Raw genomic sequence first — 22,404 nt, 5'->3', positions numbered from 1 at the left:
AGCTTATTGGCCTAGCTTGGCTTTGAGGTTTTGGTCTAGCGCTTCGAGGAATTCCTCGGTGTAGAGGTAGTCGCGGCCGTGCTCCACTTTGTTGCCGTGGATACAAACGGCGAGGTCCTTGGTCATCTTACCGCTTTCGACGGTCTCGATGCACACCTGCTCCAGGGCGGTGCAGAAGTCGATGAGTTCCTGGTTGCCATCGAGCTTGCCGCGGAACTCCAGGCCCCGGGTCCAGGCGAAGATGCTGGCAATCGGGTTGGTGGAGGTGGGTTTGCCTTTCTGGTGGTCGCGGTAGTGGCGCGTTACGGTGCCGTGGGCCGCTTCGGCTTCCATCACGGTGCCGTCTGGCGTCACCAGCGTGGAAGTCATCAAACCCAGCGAGCCAAAGCCTTGCGCTACCGTGTCGCTTTGCACGTCACCGTCGTAGTTTTTGCACGCCCACACAAAGTTGCCGTTCCACTTCAGGGCCGAGGCCACCATGTCGTCGATCAGGCGGTGCTCATAGGTGATACCAGCGGCGCTGAATTTGTCGGCGTAGTCCTGCTCGTAAATCTCCTGGAAGATGTCCTTAAAGCGGCCGTCGTACTTCTTGAGGATGGTGTTCTTGGTACTCAGGTACAGCGGCCAGCCCTTCATCAGGGCCTGGTTGAAGCAGGCGTGGGCAAAGCCCCGGATCGACTCGTCGGTGTTGTACATGGCCAGGGCCACGCCGTCGTTTTTGAAGTTGAATACTTCGAACGACTGGGTTTCGCCGCCGTCTTCGGGCGTGAAGGTGATGGTGAGCTTGCCTTTGCCCTTAGTAACGAAGTCGGTAGCACGGTACTGGTCGCCGAAGGCGTGGCGACCGATGCAAATCGGAGCGGTCCAGTTGGGCACGAGGCGGGGCACGTTGCTGGTCACGATAGGCTCGCGGAAAACAGTACCATCCAAGATGTTGCGGATGGTGCCGTTAGGCGATTTCCACATCTGCTTTAGGTTGAACTCCTTTACCCGCTCTTCGTCGGGGGTGATGGTGGCGCACTTGATGCCGACGCCGTACTGCTTGATGGCGTTGGCGGCATCAATGGTGACTTGGTCGTTGGTTTCGTCCCGGTACTCAATACCCAGATCGTAGTACTTGATATCGAGCTCCAAATACGGCAGGATCAGCTTGTCCTTGATGAACTTCCAAATGATGCGCGTCATTTCGTCGCCATCAAGCTCTACTACGGGGTTTGCTACGTTGATTTTGGCCATTATCTGTGGTTGGGCTTGGGAGGTTGTTGCGGTGAAACTAGACTTGGTGATACAGATTTGCGTGTTTCCCGCCTAGCAGATGAGAGCACGCAAAGGCTTTTTGCCCGCGCCAAAGTATATAATAATCCTCGTTATAGCGGGCATCCCAGTCTACATTAGCGAGGATGTACTTGGCAGTCAAGGACGTTGCGCAGAACTTGCTTGGCGGACTTCAAGGGTGGAGGTTCTAAATTGCCGCCACCGCGTACTCGCCTGGGCCAGCTTGATTTGTTTGCACTGAAGCTTTAGCTCGGTCCTTTACGGCCTGCGTGGTATAACTTGCTTTGCTCACTGCTGCTTACTTATGCAAATTCAGCTAACTGAAACCGACCAAGACCTGCGCGACATTCTCGATTTGCAAAAGCAAAATCTCGTCGGGAATCTACCGGCCGATGTGCAGGCGCGCGAAGGGTTTGTTACGCTGCAATACACCCTGACCGAACTACAGCAGCTCCACGCCGCGGCGCCGAGTATAATAGCCCGCGCCGACGGACGACTAGTAGGCTACGCGCTAGTAGCCGTACCCTCCGTTCGGGGCCTCGTGCCGCCCCTCGACGAATTGTTTACCATGGCCGAAACGTTGCCCTACCGTGGCCGTCCGATAGCTGACTACTCCTACTACCTGATGGGCCAGATATGCGTTGCCGATGGCTACCGGGGCTTAGGCCTCTTTGACAAACTATACCAGGCGCACCGCGTCTTCTACAGCTCTCATTATCAACTACTCGTGACGGATATTGCGGCTCGTAATGCCCGTTCCCTCCGCGCCCACGAGCGGGTTGGGTTTCAACCCCTGCACCACTTCCTTAATCAGGCGACACAGCAAGAATGGGTGGTGGTAGGATGGGACTGGCAACTAGATAAGTAAAACCGAACAGCTGCCTTATGGCATTGAAAGCAAAAGGCAAGGCGTGGTCCTAGTTACGACTACACCTTGCCTTTATAGCGTCTAGATGCACAGCTACTAGTTCAAGCCTACTTTACCCTTCATCGATTCAAAGAGTTTAACGGAATCGAAACCTACCCCTTTTTTGAAAACCAAGCTCATTTTCCGCACCTGCGCCATATTCTGCTCCGGGTCTCCGTCAATCACAACCAAGTCAGCTTGCTTGCCGGCTTCAATCGAGCCAATATCTCGGTCGCGGCCCAGGTACTTAGCTCCGTTCAGGGTGCTGATTTTGATGGCTTCCACTGGCGTAAAACCGGCCTCGACTAGCAACTCAAGTTGCCGCCGATTGGCGTAGCCCGCCACGGTGCGGCCTGCGCCGGTAGGGTCGGTGCCGGCTACGAGGAGGCCACCGGCATCGTGAAATTGCTTTTCCCAGGCCAACTCTTTCTTGAACAGCCGAGTGCTGGCCGTGTCCTTGCCCTGGTTTTGCTGCCAAGTGGTATTCTCCCTTTCCTGCAACTGCGGAATCAGCGCTTCCAGGCCGCCCCCAAGCACTACCTCACGGCCCGTATAGGGCTCGAACACCGGCAGCGTGGAGGTAAGGGCCACGCGCTTGGCAACCAGTAAATTGATAAGGCTTTTAATTTGCGGACTGTTAACCGGCAAATCCAGCAGGCCCTTACGAGCAGCGGGGTAATCCGCAACGTCCACCTGTTTGTTGGCGGCGAAGTCCGAGCTGGCCATGAAGCCGTGTTCAAGGTTGTCGATGCCAAGTTCGGCGGCTTCCTTGTAGGTGATGGCGCAAAGGTGTCCGGTTACCTTGAGTTGGCGGGCGTGAGCCTCCCGCAACACGGCCGTCAGGTCGGCGCGGGTGGCGTGCATGTACATTTTAAACGAGCGGCAGCCTTTGTTGGCCCAGAAGATGGTGGCGGCGGCAGCTTCCTCAGGGCCTTTGATGGTGTTCAGGGCCGGAATATCAAGAGCGGGCTCCTCGATGTAAGGGGCCGTTATTTCCATGTCAGGCCCAATCAGCTTACCTTCCTCTATCATGCGCTTCACCGCCAAATCGGTTTGCGGCTCGATGCTGCCCGCCGTGCGGATGGTGGTAGCACCGCCCGCCAGATAGAGCCGCGGAAACGAATACGGCATCTGGGCAATGTTGAAATAGCCCCCCACCGGCATTGTATAGTATAGATGCTCGTGCAGCATCACCAACCCCGGAATCAGGGTTTTACCGGTGCAATTAATCACCTGCGCGCCTGCTGGCACCTTCACTTTTTTGGTGGCTCCTACCTGCGTAATGCGCCCTTGCTCGATGAGGACGGTTTGGTGGAGCTGCGCTGGCCGACCAGTCCCATCAATAACTTTGGCATCGGTTAAGGCGATGGGGCCGGGGCCCTGCACCCTGATGAACGGTTGCACCTGCGGCGTGAACTGCTGCGCGCGGCTTGGCAGCACCGAAGCCAACAGAAACGAGCAGACACTGAGGGAAATCAACCGGGGAGTAGCAAGTGTCATAAGGAAGTTGAATGCGGTTAACTTCCTAAGTATACGACATCCGGCCGACGTGACTAGACCAGCACCAATCAGGCACGAGGTAGCTGCTAACAGGCCATAGTGCGCCTGCTGTACTGGTTACAGCGTTTAGAGGTAGCTGCAACACCCGCCAATACGCCTTCCAGTTTCGCACCACTTTTAGCGCCTAGCCGGAAGGCGTACTCGACTTCCTAAGCGGTTGCCGCAACCGGCCGACGCAACCACAGAATCACCAGCAGCAGCGCAAGCAAAACCAATGCGGGTACCCCATTGGCTATGCCGCCAGGAATAACAGTAGCATGTATCACGACGGCGCCTATCATAATGATTACCAAGCCGATGGCAGCCAAACGGGTAAAGCGCGGTATCAGCAGGCCGATACCGCCTAGCAATTCTGCCACGCTGATGACGTAGGCCAGGGCACCGGGCAAGCCGATGCTGCTAAACATACCTACCGTACCGGGTAGGTCGGTTAGTTTCTTGATGCCGAAACCAATGAAAGCGAGGCCAACTAAACCTTGCAGGACCCAGGCAATGATGTTGCGCGTGGAAGAAGACATAAAATGGGGAGTTGGGTTAAAAGAGAACTTTTATAGTCAGCCCGTTAGCGGCTGTTTGCTGTTAGCAAATATGCCGCTCGGTTGGTTTACTTTGTCTAGCAGTTTACCTAAGTATACCGGTATACTTCGAGATACCAATCTAGCTGAAAGTCAGTTAAAAAGGTATAGATCAGATACATCTTATTAGGTTCAGCAGCCTTGCTTTGCAACTACCGGCTGTTTGCTGACTACCTTGGCTTGTCTGCTGAAGCCATCAGCCAACGATAAAGTAGACTTCTGTTGAAAACTGGTGTTGTCCGCTACCTCTATGAACTCACCCTTTCCCCGCTTTCAAGCAGCTCTCGAAAAGTTTGATGCGGCTAACGCCGAAGACCCCAATCAGGAAGCAGATGCTGAAGGCCACCTCTGGCCTAAGGAGTTGTTATACGGCCACCGAATGAGTGCCTGCCTAACCCGCGTAGCTCCCGAGGCTCCCGAGGCCGTGCATTTAGCCGCCCGTTGCCAGCATATTCGCCGCTGGACCATCCCGCGCCAAGATTTTCCCATGGACCGGGTTGGCTACCATAAATGGCGTAATACACTCAAAAAATACCACGCGGAAATAGCCGGACAGCTATTAGCTGAAGTCGGCTACGACGAAGCCACCATTACGCGCGTTCAGGCCTTACTGCAGAAGCAGCAGCTCACGCGGGACCCTGATATGCAATTATTGGAAGACGTTATCTGCCTGGTGTTTCTGGAATACTATTTCGTGGATTTTGCCCGCCAGCACCCCGAAGAGAAAGTCATAGACATAGTGCAGAAGACTTGGGCTAAAATGACCACTAGAGGCCATGAGCTTGCCTTGCAATTGCCTTTCACCGACGCTGCCCAAGCTCTGCTAGCAAAGGCTCTAGCCTAGCCAGCTTGTCGCCGGCCGTAAGGTCGTGCCCCAAAGCCACGACCCCACCAATAACAATCAGGGCCGGGTAGGTGATGCCACTGCTTGCAACCAGCGTAGGCAATTGCCTGACCGGCCCTACCGCCAGTTTGCGGTGAGGTAAGGAGACGTGCTGCACGATGGCGGCGGGCGTGTCGCCGCGGCCCATTTCGCAATACGTAGCGGTAATTTCCGCAGCCTTGGTTAACCCCATGTATATCACTACGGTGGAGTTGCTTTGCATAGCCAGCCGCAGGTCCGCCGACAGGGAACCGTCCTTCTTGGTGCCTGTCAGCATCCAGACGCCTTCGCTGACAACGCGGTGTGTGAGCGGAATGTCTTCGTAGCCAAGGGCCTGCATGCTGGAAATGCCGGGGATGTAATGCGTAGCAATGCCATGAGCCCGGGCAAACAGCACTTCCTCGAAGCCGCGCCCGAAAACAAATGGGTCCCCTCCTTTCAGGCGCACCACCCGGCCACAGGTCAGCGCTTTCTCCAGAATTAGCTCATGAATGGTTTCTTGAGGCGTGTACTCTCCATAGGGTTTTTTGCCCACGTAAATACATTCGCAAGCCGCCGGGGCCAAGGCCAGCAGCTCCTGATTGGCCAAGTTGTCGTAAAGAATTACAGCTGCGGTTTGCAGCACCTTGTAAGCTTTGAGGGTGAGTAGCTCTGGGTCACCGGGCCCCGCCCCTACCACATACAACTCGGGCACAATTTCCGCCATACTATAGGGTAATCAGCAAAATGCTTTAGTTTGAATTTATGATCCCCACTGCTGTCGGTTCTTCCCACAGCTCGAAATCTGTGGCAGGGGCTTCGCAAGTCGGGCACTGATAGTTAGGCAGCGCGTTCCAAGGCGTGCCGGGTGCTACTCCCTGCTCGGGGTCGCCGTAGGCTACGTCGTACACGGTGAAACACCGGCGGCAGCGTGGCAATAAGGCAGGTGGTACCGCTATTTGGTCGATAGCTGCCGTAGGGTTTTCGCTGGCTAGTTCTTCAGGGGCAGCGCCTACTTGCTCGTAAAAAAGGTGACATAGCTCGGCCAGATACCAGCCTAGCCGGTCGCGGCGCACGTGCTGGCGAAACAGCACAAAGTCACGAGAATTGGGATTGAAGTCGCGGGTGTGCAGGATTTCGTACTGCTCGGTGGCGCGACCTGGCTGCGTACGAATGATGATAGAGCCGAAGAGCCCAGTTTGGGGCTGCGTCTTGATGGCAAAGCACAGCTGGTAGGTGCGCACATCCTCGTCGTTGAGGTAGCGAACCAACTCGTGCTTGAGGGCCAGCCCAGCCGGGCAGTTGTCTTCCACTTGCCAGTTCAGCTCGTTGGCCGCGTGCCGCACGTTCACACGGTGGCGGCAAAGCACGGCATCCCACAGAGCCCGGTCGGCGGGCGCAATACCCTTCACGATCAACGATTTCCAGGGTGTCGTGCAGAGCTGGCCCACGCGCGTCTGCAAACACACCCGGCACAAATCCTGCAGGAAGGCTACCGTAAACAACTCGTTGCGCCGGTAAATGCCGAGCCATAGCTGCTGCCCACTGCGATTGAAGCCTTCGTAATACGGCAGCATGAAAGCTGGCAGTGCCAACGGTCCGGCCACGAGGCGTTGCCCCAGCGGCTGCACGGCACTCACTTGCGCATGTAGTTGCTCTCCGGCAACAGACAGATTAGCGAATTGGGTTGGCTGAGCAAGCAACACCCGTTCTACGGCCGCGCTTATCACGGGCACGTCTTCGGAGTACACCAAATGCGGCCAAGCGTAGAGCTGTCCCGTGCGAGGAAAGCGCACGTACAAGTGCCAGTAGTTGCTGGTGTCGGCGGCAATGAAGTTGAGGTGGCCGGTGAAAAGCGGCACGAAAGTCTGGCGGCTATCCACCAAGTTGATTTTCAGGCGGGGCCGGTAATCAAACAAGTCCAAAATGTCCTTGTAAACGCCCTCGCGCAGCCAGGTAGCGTTGTAGAAAACGTCCTCGCCCACGTAGGAGCTCACAATGTTGGGATGCAGCTCAGGTTCGGGTTCGACCAGAACGCCAGCGGCTGTCAGCGCCAGTAGCAACGCCTTGCGCCGCGGCTTCTCCACGGCCAGCAACAGCTGCTGCCGGTGTCCAAGCTGCACCTGCTCGATTCCGGCGGCTTCGGCGGCGGTCAGCACAGCCAGTAAGTCCCCGGCCGGCACTATGCCCCCCGGCAAGTTTACGGCGATAATGGAAAGCGAGGAATCAGTGGACTGCATAAGCATCAGGCGGAAGTAGCGGCTGCCGGAGGGGCGTATTAGTTATCGGCGGGGGCAAGCACGGCCATTTCGGTTGCTAGGATTTGTTGGACTTCGGGCCGGCATGAGCCGCAGCCAGTGCCAGCGCCGGTGGTGGCGCAAAGTTGCTTGAGCGTGTCGCAGCCGGCGGCTATGGCCTGGCGCAAGTTGTCGGAGCCTACGCTGTTGCAGCTGCACACCAGTTTGCCGAGCACGGGCACGGCAGGCCGGCCGCTGCGCAGTAGTTGCAGGCGCTTGTCGCTGAGCTCCGTCTTGTTGGCTATCAGCTCACGAAATTCCTGGAACTCACTTTTGTCGCCGATCAGGATGGCGCCTACTAGTCGGTCCTGATGGATGATGCACTTCTTGTAGTAGCGTTGCGCCTTGTCGATAAACACAATTTCCTCGTAATCAATTGGATTTGGGCATTCGGGCAGGCCGATGCTGCACAAGTCGAAGCCATGAATTTTAATGATGTTCATAAACGTGCTGCCGCGGTAGCAGCTGCCTACGTCGCCGCTCAGGGAGCGAGCCACTACGGCGGCTTGCTGCTCGGCCGCGGCCGTAATGCCATAGAGCACGCCCTGAAATTCGGCAATCTCGCCGAGGGCGTACACGCTCGGGTCGCTGGTTTGCAGCCGCTCGTTCACCACCACGCCCCGCCGACACTCCAGGCCGCACTCACGGGCTAGCTCTAGGTTGGGCACCGTCCCGATGGCCAGAATCAGAGCGTCGCACTCCAGGCGTCGGCCGCTTTTCAAGCCCACGCCCGTGAGCCGGGAGCGGCCGTAGTAGAGTTCGACTTCGTCGTTGAAGTATAAGTCGCAGCCTTGGTCGAGCATTTCCTCCTGCAATAGCTGGCTGCCTAAAGGGTCGAGTTGGCGGTCAAGGAAGCGGGAAATGCGCTGGATGATGGACACTTTGGTGCCTACTTCGCGCAGGGAAGCGGCCATTTCCAGCCCAAGCAACCCCCCGCCCACAATCACGACGTGGGCCTGCGCGGGCAGGTGGCGCTTGAAGTCGTCGGCGTCGGTGCGGCTGCGCATGGTGAAGATGCCGGGCAGCGCAGGCACGTTGCGGGGCACGGCCGCGCGGCTGCCAGTGGCCAGTAGCAGTACGTCGTAGGGAGTGCGCTGGCCGCGCGAGTCCACTACGTACTTTTCGGCTCGGTTCACGTGCTCCACGCTCACGCCCCGCCGCAAGCTGATGTTGTAGGCGGGCTCTTCCTCGTCCCGCATTTTCACTAGCTGCGCCCACTCCTGGTGGCCACTGATGTAGTCGGGCAGCATCACCCGGTTGTAGAATGGGAAGTCTTCCTTGCTGAAGATGGTGATGTCATCGTCCTGATTCAGCTCCCGGTACGATTTCACGAAACCGTAAGCCCCGGCCCCGGCGCCCACCACCACAATGCGCTGCTTGGGCTTGCGGTACTTTTCCAGCTGCACCGCGCAAAACTTGAAATCAGGCTCTTTGGAAACAGGGTCCACCGCACCCGACGTCACGTTGTTGGCCCGGTGCAGGTCCGAGCCCAACATCTTGCCCCAATGCATGGGCAAAAACACCACCCCCGGCCGGATGTTAGCCGTCAGGCGGGCCGCTACCCGCACGCTACCCCGCCGCGACTGCACTGTCACTAAGTCGCCCTCCTCTATTTCCAGGGCGGTGGCATCCTGCGGGTGCAGTTCCAGGAAAGCCTGCGGAGTGTGCTGTTTGAGCTTGCTGACTTTACCGGTCTTGGTCATCGTGTGCCACTGGTCACGGATGCGGCCGGTGGTTAGAATGAACGGATAGGTATCGTCGGGGGCTTCGCTGCGGAACACCGCCGGCACCGGGTGAATCATGGCACGGCCCGAAGGCGTGTAGAATTGCTGATCGGTGAAGAGGCGGGCGGTATCGGGCGTGGCTTTTCCGGCGCGGTAGGGCCACTGCACCGAACCCCGCTCGCGCAGAGTGCGGTAGTTGAGTCCGGAAATATCAAGCGTGGTGCCGGCCGTCAAGCGGGTGTGCTCTAGGTAAATGGCCTCGGTGTTTGGAAAGTCGAAGCCCGCAAAACCCATGGCCCGGGCGAAGCGGCAGATGATTTCGGCGTCGGGCAGCGCCTGGCCGGGGGCGGCTACCACTTTGGGCAAGTAGCTGATGCGCCGCTCGGAGTTGGTCATAGTGCCTTCCTTCTCAGCCCAGGCTGCAGCGGGTAGCACCACGTCGGCGTAGGCTAGGGTTTCGGGCTTGTTGCTGATGTCCTGCACCACAACGAACTTGGCTTTGGCCAGCGCCGCTTCAGCCTGCCGCACGTTGGGCAAACTGGTCAGCGGATTGGTGCAGACGATCCAAATGGCTTTGAGGCGGCCGTTTTCCAGCGCTTCAAACATCTCGGTGGCCGTGTACCCAGGCTTATCGGCCAGGGGGCCACTGCCCCAGAACTGCTGCACCTCGGTCCGGTGCGCGGGATTGGCCAGGTTGCGGTGGGCCGGCAGTAGGTTCGATAGGCCTCCCACTTCGCGCCCGCCCATGGCGTTGGGTTGCCCCGTGAGGGAAAGTGGGCCCGCACCGGGCTTGCCAATTTGCCCGGTGATGAGGTGCAGATTAAGCAAGCTCAAGTTCTTATCGACACCCACCACGCTCTGATTCAGGCCCATCGTCCACATTGACAGGAAGCCCTGCGCCGCCCCGATGTAGCGGGCCGCCAACCGGATATCGGCCTCGGCCACTCCGCATACTTGCGCCGACTCGGCGACGGTGCGCTCGAACACGAGGCGCTGGTATTCCTCGAACCCTTCAGCATGCTGTTCAATGAAAGCTAAGTCGATGTCGCCGTTTTCGATTAGGGCCCGCGCCAGGGCTTGGTTCAGCACTACATCGGTGCCAGGTATCAGTTGCAGGTGTACATCGGCCAGTGCGCAGGTGTCCGTCACGCGGGGGTCCACTACAATGATTTTGGTAGTCGGGTTGGCAGCTTTGTGGGCCTCCACGCGCCGCCACAAAATGGGGTGACACCAAGCCGGGTTGGCCCCGGTTACCAGCAGACAATCGGCCAGTTCGATGTCGTCGTAGCACACCGGAACGCTGTCCTCGCCCAAGGCCATCTTGTAGCCGACCACCGCGCTGCTCATGCACAGGCGCGAATTGGTGTCGAGGTTGTTGCTGCCGATAAAGCCTTTCATCAACTTATTGAGCACGTAGTACTCTTCGGTCAGGCATTGTCCGGAGGCGTAGAAAGCCACCGAATCAGGACCATACTGCTGGATGAAAGTTTTGAACACGGCGGCCGTGCGCGCCAGGGCATCGTCCCAGCTTACCTGCTGCAACGGGCGGCTTTTGCTGTAGCGCATCTGCGGGTACAGTAGCCGGTCGCTGCGGTCGTTGACGGTGTATTGTAGGTTGAGGCCCTTGCTGCACAATGCGCCGCGGTTGACCGGATAATCGGGGTTGCCGACTACCGATACGTCGCCGTTTTTTTCCGGCTTGACTAGCACCCCGCAGCCCACGCCGCAGTAGCAGCAAACAGAAGGAGTAGCGGCGGAAGGCAAAGACATAGGCACTAGATTGTATCTTTCAGATAGTAAGTCCGCCACTTAAGCGCCAGCCAACGTCAACGACTCTGGGGCCACTTCGCCGATTTCTTTGCGCACTAGCCGCACCAGTAGCACCAGCCCGCCCACGGCGGCCACGCCCAGCCCGATGTAGAGAAAAGCCATGCTGTAGGTGATGGCCGAAGACTTAAACAGGAAGCCGACTAACATGGCCCCCAGGTTGCCACCCGCGCCCACCACGCCGCTCACACTGCCTAGGGCTTGCTTGTTGACGAAGGGCACAATGGAGTACGTACAGCCGTTGGCCATTTTCAGGAACAAGGCAAACACCAGCATGGCCGCAATAGCCAGGGGCAGGCTCGGAGCCACCGCAAACAGCACGATGCCGAACCCTTCGAGAATAAGCAGCGCGCTAAGCAGCAGCCACTTGCCCTTGAGGCCGTAGCTGCGCCCCATCCGGTCGCTGACCCAGCCGCCCAGGCCGCGGGCGAAGATGTTCATAAACCCGAAGATGCCCGCCAGCACTCCCGCCAGCACCAGCGTAGCCCCGAAGTGGTCGACGAAGTACACAGCCGCCACATTATCAATGGTGATTTCAATACCAAAGCAAGCGCCGTAGGCCAGGGCCAGCACCCAGGTGCGGTAGTCGCGCAGAGCCAGCAGAAAGGTACCCTTGGGTTTCTTGGCAGTAGCCTGCTGAATGTCGGCGAAGTTGCCGCGGGGCGTGTCGGTGGTGTACTTGTAGTACAGCCAGGCCATTACGAGCAGAATAACGCCCGGCACGACCATGGCCAACCGCCAAGAGTTAGCTTCATCGATGTAGCCAAGCGACACGAAAGCGGCGGCTACCAGGGGCATGACCATGTTGGCAATGCCGCCGCCGAGGTTGCCCCAGCCGCCGGCCACGGCGTTGGCTGTGCCCACTACATTGGGGGCAAACATCATGGAGGTGTGAAACTGCGTGATAACAAAAGAGGCCCCGATGATGCCAATGGCGAGCCGAAACAGCAAAAAGCTTTCGTAGCTATTGCTCAGCCCGATCAACATCACCGGAATGGCACCCACTACCAGCAGCAGCGTGTAGGCCAGGCGCGGCCCGAGCGTGTCGCAGAGCTTGCCCATGATCAGGCGGGCCAGAATAGTGGCCGACACCGACGCAATAACGATGTTGCCCACTTGCCCTTTGTCGAGGTGCAACTGCTCGCGCACCAGCGGCATCAGCGGCGCAATGCCAAACCACCCGAAAAAGCAGAAAAAGAACGTAAGCCAGGTCAGGTGAAACGTGCGCATCTGCACTCCCTTGGCGGCGAAGATGTTGAGGTGGCTGAGAGGCTGCTGATTGGCAAGCGGAGCGTCCATGAGCAAGGGGTTAGGTACAGGTTAAATCAAATCCGTTAACTTATTAAGCCTAAGCCCAGCCGATGTAGACTACCCCGTCTTCGACCTTAATGGGGTAGGTTTGGATGCTGCACTCGTCGCCGTTCAGGCACTCGCCGGTGAGCAGCGAAAAGGTGCGCTTGTGGAAGGGGCAGGCCACTTTGGGCTCGCAGGCTTCGCCGGTGCTGCCAATCATGCCGCGAGCCAAGGCCATCTGCTGCTTGTGCGGACACAGGTTTTGGGTGGCGTACCACTCGCCGCGGCGCGCAAAGTTGAAAATGGCGACCTGCTCGCCTTCCACCAGGGCGCAGGCGCCTCCGTCGGCCGGAATATCCGTGGTTTTGCACACGGGCAGCCATTCTACATCGACAGTAGTTTCCATAAATATTTGGTTTTGAGTTGACTGCAAGCTACACCGGGAATCTCACCCCTAGCCCCTTCTACTACAGGATAGGAAGACTAGAAGGTGAGAGTTCTACCACGCCTTCACCACTTTCTGCCCGCGCACGGGCTCGAACTCGATGGTCGGGTCTTTCACTTTAGGGGCATTCACGAAGTGGGTGAACTGCTTGCGCAATTCCGGGTTTTCCACCACTTCCTTCCACTCGCAGTGGTAGTTCTGGATGAGCAGCGCCATTTCCGCTTCCAGGTCGGCGCAGATGCCGAGGCTGTCGTTGAGTACCACGTTTTTGAGGTAGGCCAGGCCGCCATCCATCTTGTTGAGCCAAGTGGCGGTGCGCATCAAGGGGTCGGCGGTTTTGATGTAGAACATCAGGAACCGGTCCAGGTACTTAATCAGGGTTTCCTTGTCGACGTCGGTGGCTAGCAGTTGGGCGTGCTGCGGCTTGGAGCCGCCATTGCCGCACACGTACAGGTTCCATCCTTTTTCGGTGGCAATGATGCCGAAGTCTTTGGCCTGCGCCTCGGCGCACTCGCGCACGCACCCACTCACGCCGCTCTTTAGTTTGTGGGGCGAGCGAATGCCCTTGTAGCGGTTCTCGATTTCAATGGCTAGTGATACGCTGTCGTGCAAGCCAAACCGGCACCAGGTGCTTCCCACGCAGCTTTTCACGGTGCGCAACGACTTGCCGTAAGCGTGTCCGCTTTCGAAACCGGCGTTGATAAGCTCTTCCCAGATGTCGGGCAAGTCACTGACGTGGGCGCCGAACATGTCGATGCGCTGGCCGCCTGTAATCTTGGTGTAGAGCCCGTATTTATGCGCTACCCGCCCAATCACCATCAGTTGCTCGGGAGTAACTTCCCCGCCTGCTATGCGCGGCACCACCGAGTAGCTGCCGCCTTTCTGGATGTTGGCTAGGTACCGGTCGTTGGTATCCTGAATGGTGTTCTGTTTGACAATCAAATCATTCCATAAACCCGACAAGATGCTGCCAATAGCGGGTTTGCAGGTTTCGCAACCGTCGCCTTTACCGAAATGGTCGAGGGCCGCATCGTAGGTGCGGATGTCGTTGATTTTCAACAAGTCGAACAGCTCCTGGCGCGAGTAGTCGAAATGCTCGCACAGCACGTTCTTGATGTAAGCACCCTGCGCGGTGAGGGTGCCGTTGATCAAATCCTTAATCATGGGCACGCAGCCGCCGCACCCGGTGCCCGCCTTGTTACACTTCTTCATGCCGTCTACCGACGTCACGTTCAGTTCGGTTACAGCGGCGCAGATGGCACCCTTGGTTACGGCCTCGCACGAACATACCAGCGCTTCTTCGGGCAAGCTCATCACGCCCGCGCCTTCGTTGGCTTCGCCTCCGCGGGCTCCCAAAATTAGGTCTTCGGGGTGCGGCGGCAGCACGATTTTGTTGTTCACCGTTTGCAGCAGCATGTTGTAGGCCTCGGCATCGCCGATGAGCACGCCCCCGAGCAGGTACTTGCCATCGGGGCTGATATTGATGCGCTTATAGACGCCGTTGTGCGTGTCTTCGAACACAATGGCGCGGCTGTGCGGCTCGGCAATAAATGGGTCGCCGAAGCTGGCTACGTCCACACCAATCAGCTTAAGCTTACTGCTCATGTCGTAGCCCGTGAAGGCACGGGCTCCTTGGGTGAGTTGGCTGGCTACTACCTCGGCCATGTCGTAGCCCGGCGCTACCAAGCCGTAGATCATGCCGCTGTGGAGCGCGCACTCGCCGATGGCGAAAATGCGCGGGTCGGTGGTTTGCATTTCATCGTTGACCACAATGCCCCCGCGCATGCCTACCTCCAGACCGGCCAGCTTGGCTAGCTCGTCCCGCGGGCGAATACCGGCCGAAATTACCAGCATATCCACTTCCAGAATGGACCCGTCGCCGAAGTGCAGTGCTTCTATCTTGCCTTCTCCGGCTATGCTGGAAGTGGCTTTGCTTAAGTGAATCTGGAGGCCCAGGGCTTCGAGCTTGGTTTGCAGCATCTGGCTGCCGGCCGCATCAATCTGCCGGGGCATGAGCCGGGGCGCGAATTCCACTACGTGGGTTTGCGGTACGCCCAAATCGAGCAGGGCTTTAGCAGCTTCCAGGCCTAGTAGCCCCCCGCCAAGCACAGCCCCACTGCGGGCAGTGGCGGCACAGGCTTTGATTTCCTCTAAGTCTTCGATGGTGCGGTACACCATCACGCCCTCCTTTTCCACACCCGGAATGTCGGGCACGAAGGCCGACGAGCCGGTAGCTAGCACCAGGTAATCGTAGGGCTGCACTAGGCCGCTACGTGAATGCACGGTTTGATGGGCCCGGTCGATTTCCTGGACTGCATCACCAAGGTGCAGCGTGATGCCGTGCTCGTGGTACCATTGCAAGGGGGCCATCAGCAGGTCATCGGCGGTTTTGCCGCCAAAGTACTCGCTCAGGTGTACCCGGTCGTAGGCCACGCGGGGCTCTTCACCGAAGACAACCAAATTGAAGGCGCTGGTTTTGGCGAGGAGCTTCTCACAAAACTTGTAGCCGACCATGCCATTGCCAATCACAACGACGGTGGGAAGGTGCTGCATTACCATAAGCCCTTGCGTTTAGGAATTCATGCTGGAGTCAGATTTAGGGGTGGGAAAAGTGGTAGGGGACAGGACGCACACCAAATTGAAAGGCCCTAAATAGAACAAGCACCCTTTCAAATCAATAGTCCTTCGGAGCGTATGTTTACAAGTGTAAGCAATATGACCCTATTTCCAAAGGTATATTTTCATAAATCACATAGTTATTCAATAAATACACCCTTGTTTTTAGGGTATATTTGAAAAAATTGCAATTGCCGCATGCCTATTTTTTGATGTGCAGATATTCGTGAGAGTCTACCATAGCCTATCTGCTGATTGCTTGCAAAGAGTCCATTAAAAGTAGCGTCTTGCTAAAAGCTTCAAGTGGGTGTGCTGTACCTCATTAAGCTTTCGTCTTAATCTGGTGGCTTACTGCAATGCACAAAAAGGCCTGACGAGGTATGCTCGCCAGGCCTATCGTAATATTCGCAACGTCGCCTGTTTCGGCTTTAGCTCTTAATAGTGTCTAGCCAAGCCTTAGCCATCAGTTGGCAGCCCGCCACGCTAGGGTGCACGCCATCGGGCGTCCAGTACACACCGGGCGCTTGCTTCTGGGCTTGGTCGAATATGCTTTGGTAAGGAATGAGTGTGGCATTGAACTGGGCAGCAATGCTGCGAGCGGCAGCCTGATACTCCTTGAAAGCCGGAAACCAGCTTTGGTCAACGGCACTCGTGCCTTGCACAGCAAACGGCTCGCCTACGATAAGCTTTACCTGCGGCAGCTGTTGCCGGGTACGGTTCAGCAGCGCCGTATAATCGTCGGTGTAGGTTTTGATGGTGCCCTGATAGCCGTTTTTGATTTTGTGCCAAAAGTCGTTGACGCCGACCAGTAAGCTCAACACCGTCGGTTTCAACTCCAGGCAATCCGCATCCCAGCGCTCGGCCAGTTGGTACACTTTGTTGCCGCTGATGCCACGGTTATAGATTTTCAAGTTCTTACCAGGGTTTCGGGCCAGCAGCTCGGCGGCGGCCAGATAGACGTAGCCGTTACCTAGGGTACCCGTTGTATTGGGCTCATTGGCGTCTTTACTTTCTTTTTTACGGCCGGCATCCGTGATGGAGTCGCCTTGAAACAGGATGATGTCGTTGGTAGCCAGGGCTACTTTAGGGGCTTTCGCGCTAGCCTCGGCGGCTAACAGCTTGGGGGCACCTAAAGCAACAACACTACCGAGTGAGGCTTTTTTCAGAAAATCTCGGCGAGCAGAAGCAGATGATTGGGACATGGTGGAAATAGTCGGGCAAAAGAACAAGGAAAGGAAGTTGGCAGGAAGCTACGCTAAAAAATGGTCCAGCACGCAGACAGTTGCTAACCGCTGCATAAAAACAGCAATTCGTAGTTGCAACGCTAGGAGTAGTTTGCTTGAGCAGAAGCTTTTGCTCAGCCTATTTCACTTTTATGCTCGGGGGCTGACTTTCTGTAGTCCAACTCAAACCTTATTTTCTACATTTGAAATAGTGCCTACTCGGCGTTAGGCTACTCATGTTCTATTTAATCCAACCTGAATGCAAACTTCTATTCCTCGATTAGGGCTGGCGGGCGGTCTGCTGCTGAGTGGCTTTGCGGCCTACGCGCAACCAACTACCTACCCACGCAACGGTGTGTATGACCAGCGGCCAAGCTTGTACGCATTCACGCACGCCACTATTTTCACGGACTACAAAACCAAGCTTACGGATGCCACTTTGCTGATTAAGGACGGCAAAGTGACGGCCGTAGGGACCAGCGTGAAAATTCCGGCTGGGGCCGTGGTGCAAGACTTGAAAGGCAAATACATTTATCCGGGCTTTGTAGACTTGGCGAGCGGGTATGGGTTGCCGGAAGCCCGACCGCTGGAGAGGACTGGCCGTCGTCCGCCGCCGCAATTCGTGACCAACAAAGTGGGGGCTTACGACTGGAACCAGGCGGTACACCCGGAAACCAACGCGGCCAACGACTTCAAGCTCAACGACGAGCAGGCCGATGTGTACCGCAAGCTCGGTTTTGGGGCGGTGCTTACTCAGCAGCCCGACGGCATAGCGCGTGGCACGGCCGCCCTCGTGACCCTGGCTACGGCCGGCCACCGCGAAAACGAGGTGATACTGACCGAGCGCGCCGCTGCGGGCTTTTCCTTCGATAAAGGCTCCAGCACCCAAAACTACCCTGGCTCCCTGATGGGCAGCATCGCGCTGCTGCGCCAAACCTACTTGGATGCCGACTGGTACCAGCGCAATCCGGGCAAAGAGCAAAACCTGTCGTTGCAGGCCTGGCAAGCTCAGCGCAACCTGCCGCAGATCTTCGAGGTAGCCAACAAGCTCAACGCCCTGCGCGCCGACAAGCTCGGCGACGAGTTCAAAACGCAGTACATCATCAAAGGCCGCGGCGACGAGTACCAGCGCATTGCCGACATCAAAGCCACCGGTGCTTCGTTTGTAGTGAGCCTCAACTTCCCCGATGCGTATAACGTGGACGACGTGTACGATGCCTCGCGCATCTCGCTAGAAGAGCTGAAACACTGGGAAATGGCGCCCGCCAACGCGGCCATGCTAGCCAAGGCCGGGGTGCCGTTTGCCTTGTCGGCCGCCGACTTGAAAGACAAAAAGAAGTTTCTGCCCAATGTGCGCAAAGCCATTCAGTATGGCTTAAGCGAAGAACAAGCCTTACGCGCCCTCACGGCCACTCCTGCCGAGTTTATAAAAGCACAAGACAAAGTAGGCAGCTTGAAGCCAGGCCTGACCGCCAATTTTCTGGTGTGCTCCAGCCGCCTTTTCGCTGACGACAACGTGCTGCTCGACAACTGGGTGCAGGGCGAGCGGTACCAAATCAGCAACGTGCCTACCGACTACCGCGGCGTGTACACCTTGCAAGTAGGCACCCAACCTGCCATGCAAATGCTGGTAGCCGGCAAACCCGAAGCTCCCGAGCTAAAAATAGCGGTGGCCCCCAAAGACACAGTGCGCGGGGCAATAGCAGTGCAAGGCGAGTTGGCTACCATCGTCTACAACCCCACGCCCAAAGACAAAACAAGTTCAGTGCGCTTAAGCGGGTTCTACACGCCTGCCACCCGCGTGTTTCAGGGTGATGGCCAGCTGCCCGACGCGTCGCGCGTGAAATGGACAGCCCGCCGCCAGGAAGTGGCCAGCCAAGTAGCCAAGCGCGACTCTGCCAAGGCGCCTGCGCCCGTGCAGCTTGGGTCGGTACTGTATCCGTTTGCGGCGTACGGGCGCATTGCTATACCGCCGCAGGAAACCGTGCTCATTAAGAACGCCACTGTGTGGACCAGCGACGCAGCCGGCAAGCTGGAAAACACCGACGTGCTATTGGTAGGTGGCAAAATCTCGAAAGTAGGTAAGAGCCTCGCGGCCAAAGATGCCCGCGTGGTTGACGGCACAGGCAAGCACCTCACGCCGGGCATTATCGACGAGCACTCGCACCTGGCCATTGTGGGCGGGGTGAACGAAGGCACGCAGGCCGTGACGTCGGAAGTGCGTATCGGCGACGTGCTCGACCCCGAAGATGTGGACCTGTACCGCGACCTAGCCGGGGGCGTAACGGCGGCCCAACTGCTGCACGGTTCGGCCAACCCCATTGGGGGCCAGTCGCAGCTGATCAAGCTACGCTGGGGCGCTGCGGCCGAAGACTTGAAGGTGGCCGGGGCTGATCCATTCATCAAGTTTGCGCTCGGTGAGAACGTGAAGCAATCCAACGCTGGCGAAGCCAACGTGCTGCGCTTCCCGCAGTCGCGCATGGGTGTGGAGCAAGTGTTTGTCGATGCTTTCACGCGGGCCAGAGAGTACGAAAAAGAGTGGGCCACCTACAACAAGCTCAGCAAAGGCCAGCAAAAGAAGACAGAGGCTCCGCGCCGCGACTTAGAGCTGGATGCGCTGGTGGAAATCCTCAACAACAAGCGCTTCATCACCTGCCACAGCTACGTGCAAAGCGAAATCAACATGCTGCTGAGCGTGGCCGACCGCCTGGGCTTCAAGGTGAACACCTTCACGCACATTCTGGAAGGTTATAAAGTGGCCGACAAAATGAAGGCCCACGGTGTGGCCGCCAGCACCTTTGCCGACTGGTGGGGCTACAAAAACGAAGTGCGCGACGCCATTCCGTACAATGCCGCCATCATGCACAATGCCGGTCTGACAGTAGCCATCAACTCCGACGATGCCGAAATGAGCCGGCGCCTCAACCAGGAAGCCGCCAAAACGGTGAAGTACGGCGGCTTGTCGGAAGAGGAAGCTTTGAAGCTAGTGACCATCAATCCCGCCAAGATGCTGCATGTGGATAAGCAAATGGGTAGCATCAAAGAAGGCAAGGACGCTGACGTGGTGCTGTGGAGTGCGCACCCGCTGAGCATCTATGCCCACGCCGAGCGCACCTTTGTGGATGGCCGTCAATTCTTTGATGTGGAATCGGACAAGGCGCTGCGCTTGGAGATGGAGAAGGAGCGGCTGCGCATCGTGCAGAAAATGCTGGCTGCCAAGAAAGGCGGCGCGCCCACCCAAACGCCCGTTACCAAGGCCACTGGCCACTTCCACTGCGACACGGAAGGCGAAGAAAAGGAATTGGATAAGTAGAGAGTCTCCTTGCTCAACCGAGCAAGGCAACACTCCAGACAGCCTTTAACCAGACATCAACATGAAACATATATTCTTCTCTCTAAGCTTGCTTGCCGCGCTGCCAGCGGTGGCGCAAGTGCCCATGCCGGCCCCGGCCCAAAGCAAGCCAATTCTGTTGGTCGGCGGCAATCTCCACGTAGGCAACGGCACGGTGGTACCCGACGCGGCCGTGGCCTTCGACAAAGGCCGCATCACGTACGCAGGAGCACAAAACGGCTTCGCTCAGCGCGACGGGTACGAGGTGATTGACGTGAAAGGCCAGGAAATCTATCCGGGGCTGATTCTGCCCAATACCACATTGGGCCTCACCGAAACCGAGTCTATTCGTGCAACGGTAGACGAGCAGGAAGTGGGCATGATGAACCCCAATGTCCGCTCGCTCATTGCCTACAACACCGACTCCGACATCATCCCAACGGTGCGGACCAACGGTGTGCTGATGGCCCAGATTACGCCCCGCGGCGGGATGCTTTCGGGGCAAAGCAGCATCGTGCAGCTTGATGCCTGGAACTGGCAGGATGCCGCCGTGCGTGCTGACGATGGGCTGCACCTGAACTGGCCGCTGATGGTGCTCAAGCTGGACCCCGCCGAGGACGAAAGAGCAGTGGAAAGGCGTACCAAAGACCGGCAGGCGCAACTGCGGGAATTGGAGGCGATGTTTACGGAAGCGGCCGCTTATAAAAACTCGCCGGCTAACCGCCGTGAGAACCTGCGCCTGTCCGCCTTGGCTGGCATTTTCGACGGCTCCAAGACGCTGTTTATCCACGCTGACTACGGCAAGGAAATCGTGGAGGCGGTTAGTTTTGCCAAGCGGCTCGGCGTGCAGAAAGTGGTGGTTATCGGGGCCCGCGACGCTTGGATGATGCTCGACTTCCTGAAGCAAAACGATGTGGCCGTGGTCCTCTCCCGCACGCACGCCCTACCCCGCCGCCCCGGCGACGACTACGACCTGCCTTACCGGCTGCCAAGCATGCTACAACAAGCCGGTATTCGCTACTGCTTGGATTACGAAGGCAGCATGGAAACGGCCGGTTCACGCAATCTGGCCTTTATTGCCGGTACTTCCGCCGGTCACGGCCTCACCCCCGAGCAGGCCCTGACGGCCGTTACCCTGAGCCCCGCCCGCATCCTGGGCATCGACAAGGACTATGGCAGCCTCGAAGCGGGCAAAAGCGCCACCTTGGTGGTAAGCCGCGGCGACCTGCTGGACATGCGCACCAACAACATCACGAAGGCCTACATCGACGGCCGCGCGTTCAGCTCGGAAAACAAGCAGGTGTACCTAAACCGAAAGTTTAAGAGCAAGTACAATATGCCATAACAAGCACTAAACAACGCAGGCGGCCCCTATCTACTCACCTCCGGGTAAGTAGATAGGGGCCGTTTTTGTGACTTTCGGTGAAATCGTTTAGTGCAGAGGCCGTCTTTTCAGCATGCCACCTACGGCGTCGTCGACGCTGTGCTGCACCAGGAACGCGCGCGGGTCTAGGCGCTTCACTTCTTCGCGCAGGCGCGGGAGTTCTAGCCGGGTAACTACCGTGAAAATGATGTCGATTTCCTCGCGCTGCTCGCCCCGCTTGCCGTAGCCGCTCTGGCCTTTGTAAACGGTCACGCCACGGCCCAGGATTTTGGTAACCACCAACCGAATGTCTTCACTACGCTCCGAAATGATGGTGACACCGGTGTACTGCTCGATGCCATTGAGAATAAAGTCCAGGGTTTTGGAAGCGGCTACGTAGGTCAGGATGGAGTAGAGCGCCTGGTTGACGCCCAACACAAAGACAGCCACCCCAAAGATGAAAATGTTAAGGATCAGGATAATGTCACTGACCTTAAGCAAAGGGGTGTTTCGGTTGATAAGCAAAGCTAGAATTTCGGTACCGTCGAGCACGGCCCCGCCGCGCATAGCCAGGCCGATGCCCGCCCCAATAAACACGCCCCCGAACACGGCCGTCAGTAGCAGATCGTGGGTGACGTCGGGGTAAGGCACTACTACCAAGCAGATAGCCAGTCCCGCAATAGCCAAGGCGCTTTTCACGGCAAACCGCAAGCCCATTTGCCGGTAGCCAAGCAATAGAAAAGGCAGGTTAATCAGCAAGATGCCCCACGACAGAGGTAACTGCAGAGCCGCCGACAGCAGCATGGATATACCGGTGGCACCCCCATCGATAAAGTGACTGGAAAGCAAAAAGCCCTTCAGACCCGTGCCGGCCGATAAAATACCCGCCAGAATAAAGGCAACATTCTTTACGGCCGTGAGTGTGCGCGTCGGCGATGGGTTGGAAGGCGGCCGTGACGAATGAGTTGCCGAAGCTGATTGCATCTTCTTCAAAAAAAACAGTTGAGGTATCAACATAGGCAATGACAAGGAGTGAGCCTGGTGAGCTTTTCACCGGCTGCCCCCATCAAAAGTGTATACTACAGATTGCGCCGATCGTGCGGCGC

The 22,404-nt window shown here is 57.5% G+C and carries 15 protein-coding genes; 4 read left to right on the top strand and 11 right to left on the bottom strand.

Translation table 11 applies throughout. From position 1 onward, the window contains the following. Positions 1-3: 3 nt before the first annotated feature. A complete protein-coding gene (locus P1X16_RS25185; protein WP_277234941.1) occupies positions 4-1,236 on the bottom strand; it encodes an NADP-dependent isocitrate dehydrogenase in 1,233 nt (410 codons plus the stop codon). Between the two features lie 343 nt (positions 1,237-1,579). On the opposite strand from P1X16_RS25185, the gene P1X16_RS25180 reads away from it, so the two are divergent. Further along, positions 1,580-2,143 (top strand): GNAT family N-acetyltransferase, encoded by a 564-nt coding sequence (locus P1X16_RS25180; RefSeq protein WP_277234939.1) that lies wholly within the window; start codon positions 1,580-1,582, stop codon positions 2,141-2,143. A gap of 96 nt (positions 2,144-2,239) precedes the next feature. On the opposite strand, the gene P1X16_RS25175 is transcribed toward P1X16_RS25180, so the two are convergent. Further along, the gene (locus P1X16_RS25175) at positions 2,240-3,682 is read right to left on the bottom strand and encodes an amidohydrolase family protein (protein ID WP_277234938.1); all 1,443 of its coding nucleotides are present in this window, start codon (positions 3,680-3,682) and stop codon (positions 2,240-2,242) included. Between the two features lie 209 nt (positions 3,683-3,891). Next, positions 3,892-4,260 (bottom strand): DoxX family protein, encoded by a 369-nt coding sequence (locus P1X16_RS25170; RefSeq protein WP_277234937.1) that lies wholly within the window; start codon positions 4,258-4,260, stop codon positions 3,892-3,894. Between the two features lie 307 nt (positions 4,261-4,567). On the opposite strand from P1X16_RS25170, the gene P1X16_RS25165 reads away from it, so the two are divergent. Beyond that, positions 4,568-5,161, top strand: coding sequence for a DUF4202 domain-containing protein (locus tag P1X16_RS25165; RefSeq protein ID WP_277234936.1), 594 nt, complete (start codon positions 4,568-4,570; stop codon positions 5,159-5,161). On the opposite strand, the gene cobA is transcribed toward P1X16_RS25165, so the two are convergent. The 7 genes from cobA to P1X16_RS25130 form a co-directional block, all read right to left on the bottom strand. Next, positions 5,118-5,906: a uroporphyrinogen-III C-methyltransferase gene (gene cobA / locus P1X16_RS25160; protein WP_277234935.1), complete on the bottom strand. Its 789-nt coding sequence runs from the start codon at positions 5,904-5,906 to the stop codon at positions 5,118-5,120. The two genes, P1X16_RS25165 and cobA, sit on opposite strands and share 44 nt — an antisense overlap. Before the next feature lie 25 nt (positions 5,907-5,931). Next, positions 5,932-7,419, bottom strand: coding sequence for a rubredoxin (locus P1X16_RS25155; RefSeq protein ID WP_277234934.1), 1,488 nt, complete (start codon positions 7,417-7,419; stop codon positions 5,932-5,934). A gap of 38 nt (positions 7,420-7,457) precedes the next feature. Continuing rightward, a complete protein-coding gene (locus P1X16_RS25150; RefSeq protein WP_277234933.1) occupies positions 7,458-10,970 on the bottom strand; it encodes a nitrate reductase in 3,513 nt (1,170 codons plus the stop codon). Positions 10,971-11,009: 39 nt separating this feature from the next. Further along, a complete protein-coding gene (locus P1X16_RS25145; RefSeq protein WP_277234932.1) occupies positions 11,010-12,326 on the bottom strand; it encodes an MFS transporter in 1,317 nt (438 codons plus the stop codon). Positions 12,327-12,375: 49 nt separating this feature from the next. Next, positions 12,376-12,726, bottom strand: coding sequence for a nitrite reductase small subunit NirD (gene nirD, locus P1X16_RS25140; RefSeq protein ID WP_277234931.1), 351 nt, complete (start codon positions 12,724-12,726; stop codon positions 12,376-12,378). A 93-nt stretch (positions 12,727-12,819) separates the two neighbouring features. After that, complete coding sequence (gene nirB, locus P1X16_RS25135; protein WP_277234930.1) at positions 12,820-15,318, bottom strand: nitrite reductase large subunit NirB; 2,499 nt, start codon at positions 15,316-15,318, stop codon at positions 12,820-12,822. Between the two features lie 491 nt (positions 15,319-15,809). After that, positions 15,810-16,583 (bottom strand): SGNH/GDSL hydrolase family protein, encoded by a 774-nt coding sequence (locus P1X16_RS25130; protein ID WP_277234929.1) that lies wholly within the window; start codon positions 16,581-16,583, stop codon positions 15,810-15,812. A 280-nt stretch (positions 16,584-16,863) separates the two neighbouring features. On the opposite strand from P1X16_RS25130, the gene P1X16_RS25125 reads away from it, so the two are divergent. Further along, positions 16,864-19,917 carry an amidohydrolase family protein gene (locus P1X16_RS25125; RefSeq protein WP_277234928.1) on the top strand — a complete coding sequence of 1,018 codons (3,054 nt, stop codon included), beginning with the start codon at positions 16,864-16,866 and terminating at the stop codon, positions 19,915-19,917. A 61-nt stretch (positions 19,918-19,978) separates the two neighbouring features. Then, positions 19,979-21,280 carry an amidohydrolase family protein gene (locus P1X16_RS25120; RefSeq protein WP_277234927.1) on the top strand — a complete coding sequence of 434 codons (1,302 nt, stop codon included), beginning with the start codon at positions 19,979-19,981 and terminating at the stop codon, positions 21,278-21,280. 87 nt (positions 21,281-21,367) lie between these two features. Here the strand turns inward: P1X16_RS25120 and P1X16_RS25115 are convergent, their stop codons facing one another. Further along, positions 21,368-22,282, bottom strand: coding sequence for a YitT family protein (locus tag P1X16_RS25115; RefSeq protein WP_277235244.1), 915 nt, complete (start codon positions 22,280-22,282; stop codon positions 21,368-21,370). Positions 22,283-22,404: the final 122 nt, after the last annotated feature.

This window comes from Hymenobacter sp. YC55 (assembly GCF_029433095.1).
Lineage (GTDB): Bacteria > Bacteroidota > Bacteroidia > Cytophagales > Hymenobacteraceae > Hymenobacter.
Note: the sequence above shows the minus strand (reverse complement) of the source record. Positions and strands in the feature narration are given on the sequence as shown.